Raw genomic sequence first — 12,028 nt, 5'->3', positions numbered from 1 at the left:
GAACGATCTACCACTCCCCGGTAACTGTTAAACTCCCGCGCCTAATTCCAGCCCAGGGCGCCATGCATGTCTTCCTTGAATCAGGCGCTCAGCGTCGCCCTCGATAACCGTCAATCCTTGCTCGCCGACCTGCATCGCCAGGGAACGGACTGCTACCGGCTGTTTCACGGCAGCCAGGAAGGCGCCAGCGGCCTGACCATCGACCGCTATGGCCCGCAACTGCTGGTACAAAGCTTCCATAGCACCCTGGATCTCGAATCGCTGCTTGAGCTGCACTCGCTGATCAATGCCCGGCTGGGCCTGGAAAGCCTGCTGGTCTACAACGACCGTTCGCAGGGCAACTCGCGAATCGATCGTCAGGACCCGGTCTACAAGGCGCAGGACGCGGCGCTGGAAGATCTGGTCGGTCATGAATGGGGCCTGAAGTACCGGGTCCGCGGCCGTCATACCGGGCAGGACCCGTTGCTGTTTCTCGACCTGCGCAATACCCGCGGCTGGGTCAAGGAGCACAGCAAGGGCAAAAGTGTCTTGAACCTGTTTTCCTACACCTGCGGCGTCGGGCTGAGTGCGGCTGCCGGTGGCGCACGCGAAGTCTGCAACCTGGACTTTGCCGAAAGCAACCTGGCCGTTGGCCGTGAAAACGGTGCGCTCAACCCGCAATTACCGGCGATGCAGTTCATTCAGTCGGACTACTTCCCGGCGATCCGGCAACTGGCCGGCCTGCCGGTCAGCGCACGTCGCGGACAAAAACTTCCGGCTTACACGCGACTGGAACAGCGCCAGTACGATCTGGTGCTGCTCGATCCGCCCGCCTGGGCCAAAAGCGCTTTCGGTACTGTCGATCTGCTGCGTGACTATCAGAGCCTGCTCAAACCGGCACTTCTGGCGACCGCCGAGGATGGCGTGCTGATCTGCTGCAACAACCTGGCAAAAGTCAGCATGGACGACTGGCGCGAGCAGGTTCTGCGCTGTGCAAGCAAAGCTGGCCGACCGGTACGTGATTGTCAGGTCATTCAGCCTGCTGCCGACTTCCCGTCGCAGGACAATCAGCCGCCACTCAAGACACTGGTTCTGCAGTTCTGATAGCGCCTCGTATTAAAGGAAATTTCCTACAGTGCTGGCTGGCTTTGCCTTTTGAACCCAATGGGCGTGCCATACTCCAAGGAGCTCCGAAACAAAGAGACAAAGCCCCACATGTCCAAAGGATTGAAACGTACTCTTGGCACTTTGCTGGCTGTATTCGTGCTGTACAGCCTGCTGGGCTTTTTCATTCTGCCCGGTGTTGCCCTGCGTATTGCCAACCAGCAACTGAGCAACTACTCCACCGTTCCGGCAAAGCTCGAACGCCTGGAGCTCAATCCCTATAGCCTGGAGCTGACCCTTTGGGGGCTGAATATCGGCGTCCCCGGAAAAGAGCAGATTGCCTTCGAGAAGCTGTATGCCAACCTGCAGATCGACAGTCTCTGGAGTGGCGCACTGCATCTGCAAAAGGTAGAGCTGAGTAATCCCAGAACCGAGCTGCTGTTTGACAAGACAGGCCGGTTGAACCTTGCACAACTGTTCAAGCTGCCGCCCAGCGAGCCCGCCACCAACGAACCCGCAGGCAATCCGTTTCCGCTGCGTATCGACGACATTAAACTGGCTGGCGGCTATGTGCACTTTCAGGACCTGCGCCCCAGTGAACCCATCGAATTTCTTTACGACAAGCTGAACCTGGAGCTGAAGAACCTCAGCACGCTCCCGGAAGACAACGCAGACATGACACTGGTCGCCGTCGGCCCCGATGGCGGCCAGATCGACTGGGTCGGGCGCATCAGCCTGGTACCGATCACCTCCGAAGGCACGCTGAAGATCACCGACAGCAAGATGAAGCTCTGGTGGCCGTATGTACGCGATGCCCTGCCACTGGCGATCAAGGATGGCGTACTGAACTTCAGTACCGCCTACAAACTCGACCTGAGCAAGGAAACGCAACTTCAGCTCAGCAACGCAGCGGCCAGCATCGCGCCGTTCGCGCTGGATGCACCTGATGGCCGGCCACTGGTGCGCCTGCAACGTCTGGATGTCAGCGAGACATCGGTTGATCTGGCCAGACAACTGGTTACCGTCGGCAAGATCCGCAGCAGCAAACTGGAAACCTGGGCCGCACGTGAAGCCGATGGCCAGCTGGACTGGCAGAAACTGTTTGCCAGCCAACCGGGGAAACCGACACCGAAGCAACCACAGATCGATGCCAAGGCCGCAGAGCCGGCTTCTGCCAAAGAGGCTCCAGCCAAGGTTGCCAGCCAGCCAGCCGCGCCTGCCAGGCCCTGGCAAGTACTGCTGCGCGACGTGCAACTGCGCGACTATCGGGTTCATCTGGCTGATCGGGTGCCCAAAGAACCGGTTACCCTCGACGTCGGCCCGTTGAATCTCGACCTGCAGAATTTCGACAGCCTCAACAAATCGCCCTTCACCCTGCGGCTCGATAGCGGCATCGGCAGGCAAGGCAATCTGACCGCTGCGGGCGATGTCAGTCTCAGTCCGGTCAATGCACGCCTGAAAGTAACCACCCGGGATATCGACCTGCGCCTCGCTCAAGCCTACATCAGCCCGTTCATTCGCCTGGAAATGCGCAGCGGGATGCTCGACAGCGATATTGCAGTCGACCTGAAAAGCACCGAGCCCCTGGCGCTGGGCGTGACCGGCAAGGCTCAGGTCAATCAGCTTCACACCCTCGACACCCTCAAGCAGCGCGACTTCATGAAGTGGCAGCGGCTGGAGCTTGAAGGCCTGAATTACCAGCATGGCGATAACCTGTCGATTGCCAGCGTCAATCTGCAGCAGCCTTATGCACGCTTCATGATCAATGACGATCGAAGCACCAATATCGATGACCTGCTCATTCCGCAGCCCGCCGACAAGCAAGACAGCACTGCTCCGGCAAAAACAGCAGGCAATGAGAAACCCCTGGGAATTCATATCGGCGAGGTCAACATCAAGGACGGTTCGGCCAATTTCGCCGACCTGACCCTGACCCCCAACTTCATCACTGCCGTGCAGCAACTCAACGGGCGCATTGGCACCATCGATAACCGTCAGGCCAAACCGGCTCCGGTCAATGTCGAGGGCAAGGTGGACCGCTACGCACCGGTCACCATCAAGGGCAGCCTCAACCCGTTCAACCCGATGGCCAGCCTTGATATCGCCACCAGCTTCAAGCGCGTAGAGCTGACCACGCTGACGCCCTACTCCGGGAAGTTCGCCGGGTTCCGGATCCGCAAGGGGCGCCTCAATCTCGACCTGCATTACCTGATTACCGAGGGCAAGCTGAAGGCCCAGAACAAGGTACTCGTCGAACAGCTGCAACTGGGCGAGAAAGTCGACAGCCCCGACGCGGTGGACCTGCCGATTCGCCTCGCCGTGGCACTGCTCAAGGACACTCAAGGCAGGATTGCCATTGAACTGCCGGTCGAAGGCGATCTGAACAACCCGCAATTCAGCGTCATGCCGATCGTCTGGCAGACACTGCGCAATCTGGTACTGCGTGCGGCCCAGGCGCCCTTCAAGCTCCTCGGCGGGCTGGTCAGCGGTGGCGGCTCGGAAGACCTGGGCAATATCAGTTTCGCGCCTGGCTCCAGCGAGCTGAGCGATGATGCCCGCAAAGCCCTCGACACACTGGCGAGCGCGCTCAAGGAGCGCCCGACCCTGCGCCTGGAAATCGAAGGCACCAGCGCAGCCGGCAGCGACGGTCCATTGATTGCCCAGCAGCGCCTGGAGCGCGAATACCAGTCCACCTTCTACAAGATCATGCAACGTCGCGGCGACAAGGTTCCGGCCAGAGCGGCCCAGCTACAGGTGCCTGACGACGAGAAAGGCCCGATGCTCGAAGGCATCTATCGCGCTCGACTGAAGCAGCAGCCACCGGCAGAATGGACCGACCTTGGCAAGGAAGAACGCCTGAACAGGATGCGCGCAGCCATTCTCAAGTTCTGGAGCAGCAACGAAGTACTGTTGCGTGAGCTGGGGCAGGACCGGGCTGGCAGCATCAAGGACTATCTGGTGGAAAAGGGCAAACTTGAAGATCAGCGTATCTACTTTGTCGACGCACACCTTGGCCAGGCACAAGCGGATGGCCGGGTGATCAGCCCACTTCATCTGGACAGCGAGTAAATGACTTGAATAACCTTCTGACCCGATCCCTCTTTGGCTTCGTCCTGCTGGCGTGTTCGCTGGCCAGCGCACAGGCTTCGACCTTGCGTTGTGGCAGCCAGTTGATCAGTACGGGAGACAGGCTCTTCGAGGTTCAGCAGAAGTGCGGAGCACCGGTTAGCCAGGAGGTTGTGGGCAGCAAGGAAACCTACAGCAGCAACTATCGCAGGTCCGAGGAAGTGCGGATCGAAGAGTGGGTCTACGGCCCGGATAACGGCATGTATCGATATCTGCGCTTCGAGGGCGGACGCCTCGTGCGGATCGATAGCAAACGCGGTAATTGACGCCCCTTCAGAATAGAACAGGCCCCGGTGCGAACACCGGGGCCTGTAATGGCCACATCCTTGTGGCCTCTCGCATGAACCTCCTGTCGGCCAACAACGTTCGAGGTCGTCGGCACGGCGTCAGATGTTCATTTCAAGGGCTTACTCAGCTTTCAGGCCATCGGCCGAAACAGCTTGAACGCCTTTGATTTTCTTGGTGATGTTGACCGCAGTGGTCTTCTGGGCTTCGGTTACTGCAACAGTAGAGGACAGGGAAACCACGCCTTTGTTGGTTTCAACCTTGATGTCCGAACCAGGGATGCCCTTCTCGGTCACCAGATCAGCTTTGACCTTGGTGGTGATCCAGGTATCGCTGGTCGCTTCTTTGGCTTGAGCCACTTCACCGGCAGCCAGCATCATTGGCGCCTGGGTGTTGGTCTGAGCGAATGCAGCGTTAGCCATGGTCAGTGTCAGGGCAGTTGCAGTGGCAGCAGCGATAGCGAACTTCTTCATACGATAACTCCTGTTTTTCTCAGAAACTGCAGCAACATCGTTGGCTGCAGGGTTATTGGTTATATCGCAAGCGCTGTGCCAATTTACCAAATCAAATAAAATCCTCTAAATTCAACAAGTTATATTTTTTCCTATTTTGCCGCATCGTGCAGATTGCCCGTTCGCCGAAAAACCTCACATGCAAGATGCATGTTCCTATCATGCGTTTTAAGGTGCTGTCTTACGCAAGCCTTTCTTTACGCTCATAAAAAAAGGATCCCGAAGGATCCTTTTTTGACAGAGCCTGTCGAGCGATCAGACGCCCGATGCTTTCGCAGCGGCTACGTCCTTGATCGACAGCTTGATACGGCCGCGGTTATCGACGTCCAGTACCAGAACTTCGACTTCCTGACCTTCTTTCAGAATGTCGGTCACTTTCTCTACGCGAGCATCGCTCAGCATGGAGATGTGAACCAGACCGTCCTTGCCCGGCAGGATGTTTACGAATGCGCCGAAGTCGACGATGCGCTCAACCTTGCCGACGTAGATCTTGCCGATTTCCGCTTCGGCAGTGATGCCCAAAACGCGCTGACGTGCAGCTTCAGCAGCTTCCTTGGTTTCACCGAAGATCTTGATCGAGCCGTCGTCTTCGATATCGATCGAAGCCTTGGTCTCTTCACAGATTGCACGGATGGTCGCGCCGCCTTTACCGATGACGTCACGGATCTTGTCGGTGTCGATCTTCATGGCGATCATGGTCGGAGCGTTGGCCGACAGCTCGGTACGCGACTGACCAATGATCTGGTTCATCTGACCCAGAATGTTCAGGCGAGCTTCCAGGGCCTGGCCCAGGGCGATCTCCATGATTTCTTCGGTGATGCCCTTGATCTTGATGTCCATCTGCAGCGCGGTAACACCTTTGGAGGTACCGGCTACCTTGAAGTCCATGTCGCCCAGGTGGTCTTCGTCACCCAGGATGTCGGTCAGAACTGCGAATTTCTCGCCTTCCTTGACCAGGCCCATGGCGATACCGGCAACTGGCGCCTTCATCGGTACACCGGCGTCCATCAGAGCCAGGGAAGCACCGCAGACCGAAGCCATGGAGCTGGAACCGTTGGACTCGGTGATTTCCGAAACCACACGGATGGTGTACGGGAACACGGTTGCATCAGGCAGCATGGCCTGGACGCTACGGCGTGCCAGACGGCCGTGACCGATTTCACGACGACCAGCACCACCCATGCGACCACACTCGCCCACCGAGAACGGAGGGAAGTTGTAGTGCAGCATGAAGGGGTCTTTCTTCTCGCCTTCAAGGGTATCGAGCAGCTGTGCATCGCGCGCTGTACCCAGAGTAGCGACTACCAGAGCCTGGGTTTCGCCACGGGTGAACAGTGCCGAACCGTGAGTCTTTGGCAGAACGCCGACTTCGATGTTCAGCGGACGAACAGTACGGGTGTCACGGCCATCGATACGTGGTTTGCCGTTGACGATGTTCTCGCGCACGGTACGGTATTCGATTTCGCCGAAAGCGGCTTTGACTTCACCGGCAGACGGGCTGCCTTCTTCAACGGCCAGCTTGGCAACGATCTGCTCGCGCAGCTCGCCCAGACGCGCATAACGGTCGGCCTTGATGGTGATGGTGTAGGCCTGGGAGATCGCGTCGCCGAACTCGGAACGGATCGCGCCCAGCAGGTCAGTCGCTTCAGGCTTTGGCTGCCAGTCCCAGGTAGGCTTGGCGGCTTCGGCGGCCAGCTCCTTGACGGCGTTGATCACGACCTGGAATTCGTCGTGGGCGAACAGTACGGCACCCAGCATCTGGTCTTCGGTCAGCTCCTTGGCTTCGGATTCAACCATCAGAACGGCTTCGGAAGTACCGGCAACAACCATGTCCAGGCTGGAAGCCTGCAGTTGCTCGTAAGTAGGGTTCAGCAGGTAGCCGGTGCTTTCGTGGAAAGCAACGCGGGCAGCGCCGACAGGACCGTCGAACGGAATGCCGGAGATGGCCAGGGCAGCCGAAGTGCCGATCATCGCTGCGATGTCCGGATCGGTTTTCTTGCTGGTGGAAACCACGGTGCAGACAACCTGCACTTCGTTCATGAAGCCTTCTGGAAACAACGGACGGATCGGACGGTCGATCAGACGCGAAGTCAGGGTTTCTTTCTCGGAAGGACGGCCTTCACGCTTGAAGAAACCACCAGGGATCTTGCCGGCAGCGTAGGTCTTTTCCTGATAGTGCACGGACAGAGGGAAGAAGCCCTTGCTGGCATCGGCGTGCTTGGCACCGACCACTGTCACCAATACGCTGACGTCGTCGTCAACGGTGACCAATACTGCGCCGGAAGCCTGACGGGCGATGCGGCCAGTCTCCAGGGTTACGGTCGATTGACCGAACTGAAATTTCTTGATTACCGGGTTCACGGTTTCCTACCTTTTCTGTGGCTCTTGGGGAACTGGTTTCTTGCGAATTCTTGGGCAGCGAGGGGAATCGGACCCTTCGGCAGTCCAGATAAAACTAGAGGCTGGGAGCCTGCCAGGAACCGTCGATTAGACCGACGAATCATGACAGACAACCAACCTCTTGCAACGTCGTTATTAGCGACGCAGACCCAGACGACCGATCAGGGTGCTGTAACGGCTAACGTCCTTACCTTTCAGGTAATCCAGCAGCTTGCGACGCTGGTTTACCATACGGATCAGACCACGACGCGAGTGGTGGTCCTTACCGTTGGCCTTGAAGTGGCCTTGCAGTTTGTTGATGTTGGCGGTCAGCAGTGCAACTTGCACTTCTGGCGAACCAGTATCACCAACAGCTTGCTGGTAGTCGGTTACGATCTGAGCTTTTTCTTCAACGCTGAGTGCCATGTGGGCAATCCTTCAGTAAAGGAAACCGCTTCCGGGGAAGACGATTCCAACAGGCCAGGGACAAATCCCTGTATTTAAAAATGAGATGTGACCGCGCCTGTTGACAGCCACCCTCGTGCCAGCCCGTTTGCATGCAAACAGACCGGTTCCGGTCATTCTGACCGAATCAAGCGACGCGGCGCTATACGCCCGTCTTCGCTTACTTCACCGATACCGATGAAGCGACCTTCGTGATCCTGCACCCGAACCATACCGAACTTCGGTGCGTCCGGTGCTCTTACCGGCTGACCATGCAGCCAGTAGAAAGAACTGTGTTCCGAGAACGTCAGCAGTGGCCAATGTAGCAGACCGCTGTCAGATGGCATCAGGAAACGGTCAACCGCTTCGTTGCCACCGTCGGCATGCACTTGCTCAAGCTCTTCCAGCGTCACCGTCTGGCTCAGGTCGAAAGGCCCGGCCTGGGTACGACGCAGTTCGGCAACATAGGCACCACAGCCCAGTTTCTCACCAATATCCTCGACCAGGGTCCGGATATAGGTGCCTTTGCTGCAATCGACCGAAAGACGCGCCGTCTCGGACTCGCTCGCCAGCAATTCCAGGCGCGCAATAGTAACAGAACGAGGCTCGCGCTCCACTACTTCACCTGCACGGGCCAGCTTGTAAAGAGGCTGTCCATCACGCTTGAGGGCCGAGTACATCGGAGGTATCTGGCTGATTTGACCGCGAAAAGCCGGCAGAACCGCTTCGATATCTTCACGACCAACGGTCACCGGGCGAGTCTGCAAAACCTCGCCTTCGGAGTCTGCCGTGGTGGTGGTCTTACCCAACTGCATAAGCGTTTCGTAGGACTTGTCCGAATCGAGCAGGTATTGGGAGAACTTGGTGGCCTCACCAAAGCACAACGGCAACACACCTGTAGCCAGCGGATCGAGACTACCGGTATGCCCGGCCTTTTCGGCATTGAGCAACCAACGAACCTTTTGCAGGGCCGCATTGGAAGTAAAGCCCAGAGGCTTGTCGAGCAGGATGATCCCGCTGACGTTGCGGCGTATACGCTTGACCTGAGCCACGCCTTACTCCTCGGTACTGTCCGGCTTCGTGCCTTGTGGCGCGGAACCTTCCTGATGTTGTCCGTCTTCGGCCACTGCACGCTCGATCAATGCCGAGAGATGTGCACCACGCGCCACGCTTTCGTCGTAGTGGAAATGCAGTTGCGGCACACTGCGCAGCTTCATTTCACGGGCCAGCTGCATGCGCAGGAAGCCAGCGGCGGAATTGAGCACCTTGATGGTCTGCGCGATTTCCTCGGCGCTGTCCTGACCCATTACGGTCATGAAGATCTTGGCGTGTCCCACATCGCGGCTGACATCGACTGCCGTGATGGTGACCAGACCCACACGTGGGTCCTTGATTTCGCGACGGATCAATTGCGCCAGTTCGCGCTGCATCTGATCGCCGATTCGTTGGGTACGGCTATATTCTTTTGCCATGGTTTGCTACCTGTTACTGACTCGGGACCAAACCCTGACAGTCTGAAAGCGGCAAACGCCCGGCCTGACAGTTGCCAGACCGGGCGTTGCGTTTAGAGCCCCATGACAGAGGCTGAGGCATTTGCATGCCTCGTTCTGCCATGGCTCCTGTAGCTCGCGATTTAAAGGCTGCGAGCAACCTGGACCTTCTCGAAGACTTCGATCTTGTCACCGACCTTGACGTCGTTGTAGCTCTTGACGCCGATACCGCATTCCATGCCGGCACGAACATCAGAAGCATCGTCCTTGAAGCGGCGCAGGGATTCCAGCTCGCCTTCAAAGATAACGATGTCGTCGCGCAGAACGCGGATCGGACGGTTACGGTGAACGACACCTTCAACAACCATACAACCTGCGATCGCACCAAACTTCGGCGAGCGGAACACGTCACGCACTTCGGCGATACCGAGGATGTTCTCGCGAACATCGCTGCCCAGCATACCGGTCAGCGCTTTCTTGACGTCTTCGATGATGTCGTAGATCACGTTGTAATAACGCATATCCAGACCTTCCTGCTCGACGATCTTGCGAGCGCCAGCATCGGCACGCACGTTGAAGCCGAACAGTACAGCGTTGGAAGCCAGTGCCAGGTTGGCATCGCTCTCGGTGATACCACCGACACCGCCGCCGACCACACGTACTTGCACTTCGTCGTTACCCAGGCCGCCCAGGGCGCCCTGCAGTGCTTCCAGCGAACCACGGACGTCGGATTTGAGGACGATGTTAAGCGTCTTCTTCTCTTCCTGACCCATGTTCTCGAAGATGTTTTCCAGCTTGCCAGCATGAGCGCGAGCCAGTTTGACTTCGCGGAACTTGCCTTGACGGAACAGAGCGACCTCACGGGCCTTCTTCTCGTCAGCCAGTACGCTCATCTCGTCGCCGGCATCCGGCGTGCCATCCAGACCGAGAATCTCGACCGGAATCGACGGGCCAGCTTCTTTTACAGGCTTGCCGTTCTCGTCGAGCATGGCGCGGATACGGCCGAAGTTCGAGCCGACCAGAACCATGTCGCCCTGACGCAGCGTACCGTCCTGAACCAGAACCGTCGCAACCGGGCCGCGGCCCTTGTCCAGACGGGACTCGACCACGACACCACGGCCAGGAGCCGATGGAGTGGCCTTGAGCTCCAGGACTTCGGCTTGCAGCAGGACCGCTTCGAGCAGTTCGTCAACGCCGGTACCCATTTTCGCGGAAACCGGAACGAAAGGCGTATCACCGCCCCACTCTTCGGAAGTCACGCCGTGAACCGACAACTCGCTACGGATGCGATCGAGATCTGCACCCGGCTTGTCGATCTTGTTCACTGCAACCACCAGTGGCACGCCAGCAGCGACAGCATGCTGAACGGCTTCGATGGTTTGCGGCATCACGCCGTCGTCAGCAGCAACGACCAGGATGACGATATCGGTCGCCTTGGCACCACGGGCACGCATTGCGGTAAACGCGGCGTGACCCGGGGTGTCGAGGAAGGTAACCATGCCGCGTTCGGTTTCAACGTGGTAGGCACCGATGTGCTGGGTGATACCACCGGCTTCGCCAGCAGCTACCTTGGCACGACGGATATAGTCGAGCAGGGACGTCTTACCGTGGTCAACGTGACCCATTACCGTCACGACCGGAGCACGGGCGAAGGTTTCGCCGACGAACTTCAGCGATTCGGCCAGGGAATCTTCCAGGGCGTTGTCGCTGACCAGCGTGACCTTGTGGCCCAGCTCTTCGGCGATCAACTGGGCAGTTTCCTGATCCAGTACCTGGTTGATGGTCACCGGAGTGCCCAGCTTGAACATGAACTTGATGACTTCAGCTGCCTTGACGGACATCTGTGCCGACAGCTCGCCGACCGTGATGGTCTCGCCGATGGCAACGTCACGAATAACCGGACCGGTAGGGTTCTGGAAACCGTGGGCATTGCGTTTCTTCAGCTTGGACTTGCCACGACCGCCACGACGGAAACCATCGCTTTCTTCATCGGTAGTACGAGGCGCAACACGCGGAGCTGGTGCTTTCTCTTTTACCGAAGCACGATGCGGAGCATTCTTGCGCTCACCGTCGCCACTACGAGCATTGCGGTCATCGCCACGGGTCTTGTCCGGACGACGCTGATCATCACGCTTGCGAACTTCGACAACAGGTGCAGCTGGTGCTGCAGATGTTGGCGCAGCAGCAGGTGCCGCAGATGCTTCACGCACTGGCTCGGCAGCGGCAGCAGCCACTGGAGCTGGTGCAGAGGCTTCGCTGGCAACCGGTTGGGCAGCAGGCTGGCGGCGCGCTTCTTCTTCGGCGCGACGCTTGGACTCTTCTTCAGCCTTTTGACGAGCGGCATTTTCTACCGCACGGCGTTCATCCAGCTCACGCTTGCGCTCGGCTTCAATTTCTTCCGGGCTGCGTTGCACGAAAACTTTCTTCTTGCGCACTTCAACGCTGATGCTTTTGCTGCCAGCAACACGCAAGGTGCTTGTGGTCTTGCGCTGCAAGGTAATCTTGCGCGGCTCTTCCACCTTAGCCTTGTGACTGCTTTTCAAGTGAGTCAGCAACGATTGCTTTTCACTGTCGGACACATTTTCCTCGGCGGCGGTGTGCGGCAGACCTGCCTCACGCATCTGCTGCAGCAGGCGCTCTACCGGTGTTTTGACCTCATCGGCCAGTTGTTTCACCGTGACTTGCGTCATGCACTTCTCTCCTCAGGCC

9 protein-coding genes are annotated in these 12,028 nt (G+C 58.1%); 3 read left to right on the top strand and 6 right to left on the bottom strand.

Going from position 1 to position 12,028, the window contains the following annotated elements; translation table 11 throughout:
• The first annotated feature begins 66 nt into the window (after positions 1-66).
• From ALQ04_RS17245 to ALQ04_RS17235, 3 genes are all read left to right on the top strand, one after another.
• Positions 67-1,083, top strand: coding sequence for a class I SAM-dependent rRNA methyltransferase (locus tag ALQ04_RS17245; protein ID WP_122316958.1), 1,017 nt, complete (start codon positions 67-69; stop codon positions 1,081-1,083).
• A 111-nt stretch (positions 1,084-1,194) separates the two neighbouring features.
• Positions 1,195-4,152 carry a DUF748 domain-containing protein gene (locus tag ALQ04_RS17240; RefSeq protein WP_183142206.1) on the top strand — a complete coding sequence of 986 codons (2,958 nt, stop codon included), beginning with the start codon at positions 1,195-1,197 and terminating at the stop codon, positions 4,150-4,152.
• Positions 4,153-4,157: 5 nt separating this feature from the next.
• Complete coding sequence (locus ALQ04_RS17235) at positions 4,158-4,475, top strand: DUF2845 domain-containing protein (RefSeq protein WP_122316957.1); 318 nt, start codon at positions 4,158-4,160, stop codon at positions 4,473-4,475.
• A gap of 141 nt (positions 4,476-4,616) precedes the next feature.
• Here ALQ04_RS17235 and ALQ04_RS17230 read toward each other — a convergent pair whose 3' ends face one another.
• The 6 genes from ALQ04_RS17230 to infB all read right to left on the bottom strand — a co-directional run bounded on the left by ALQ04_RS17230 (position 4,617) and on the right by infB (position 12,009).
• The gene (locus ALQ04_RS17230) at positions 4,617-4,967 is read right to left on the bottom strand and encodes a BON domain-containing protein (protein ID WP_122316956.1); all 351 of its coding nucleotides are present in this window, start codon (positions 4,965-4,967) and stop codon (positions 4,617-4,619) included.
• Between the two features lie 294 nt (positions 4,968-5,261).
• A complete protein-coding gene (pnp, locus tag ALQ04_RS17225; RefSeq protein ID WP_122316955.1) occupies positions 5,262-7,367 on the bottom strand; it encodes a polyribonucleotide nucleotidyltransferase in 2,106 nt (701 codons plus the stop codon).
• Positions 7,368-7,541: 174 nt separating this feature from the next.
• Positions 7,542-7,811 (bottom strand): 30S ribosomal protein S15, encoded by a 270-nt coding sequence (rpsO, locus tag ALQ04_RS17220; protein WP_024684882.1) that lies wholly within the window; start codon positions 7,809-7,811, stop codon positions 7,542-7,544.
• 152 nt (positions 7,812-7,963) lie between these two features.
• Positions 7,964-8,881: a tRNA pseudouridine(55) synthase TruB gene (gene truB, locus ALQ04_RS17215; protein WP_122316954.1), complete on the bottom strand. Its 918-nt coding sequence runs from the start codon at positions 8,879-8,881 to the stop codon at positions 7,964-7,966.
• Positions 8,882-8,884: 3 nt separating this feature from the next.
• Positions 8,885-9,301 (bottom strand): 30S ribosome-binding factor RbfA, encoded by a 417-nt coding sequence (gene rbfA, locus ALQ04_RS17210; RefSeq protein WP_122316953.1) that lies wholly within the window; start codon positions 9,299-9,301, stop codon positions 8,885-8,887.
• Between the two features lie 161 nt (positions 9,302-9,462).
• A complete protein-coding gene (infB, locus tag ALQ04_RS17205; RefSeq protein WP_122316952.1) occupies positions 9,463-12,009 on the bottom strand; it encodes a translation initiation factor IF-2 in 2,547 nt (848 codons plus the stop codon).
• Positions 12,010-12,028: the final 19 nt, after the last annotated feature.

It is taken from the genome of Pseudomonas cichorii (assembly GCF_003700275.1).
Taxonomy (GTDB): Bacteria; Pseudomonadota; Gammaproteobacteria; order Pseudomonadales; family Pseudomonadaceae; genus Aquipseudomonas; species Aquipseudomonas cichorii_B.
The sequence above is the reverse complement of the archived record's forward strand: the minus strand, read 5'-3'. Positions and strand labels throughout refer to the sequence as shown.

What these genes read in the sequence shown, in the direction of transcription:
- ALQ04_RS17245 (WP_122316958.1), top strand. Translation starts at nt 67, where the DNA reads ATGTCTTCCTTGAATCAGGCGCTCAGCGTCGCCCTCGATAACCGTCAA.
- infB (WP_122316952.1), bottom strand. Translation starts at nt 12,009, where the DNA reads ATGACGCAAGTCACGGTGAAACAACTGGCCGATGAGGTCAAAACACCG.
- ALQ04_RS17230 (WP_122316956.1), bottom strand. Translation starts at nt 4,967, where the DNA reads ATGAAGAAGTTCGCTATCGCTGCTGCCACTGCAACTGCCCTGACACTG.
- rbfA (WP_122316953.1), bottom strand. Translation starts at nt 9,301, where the DNA reads ATGGCAAAAGAATATAGCCGTACCCAACGAATCGGCGATCAGATGCAG.
- ALQ04_RS17240 (WP_183142206.1), top strand. Translation starts at nt 1,195, where the DNA reads ATGTCCAAAGGATTGAAACGTACTCTTGGCACTTTGCTGGCTGTATTC.
- rpsO (WP_024684882.1), bottom strand. Translation starts at nt 7,811, where the DNA reads ATGGCACTCAGCGTTGAAGAAAAAGCTCAGATCGTAACCGACTACCAG.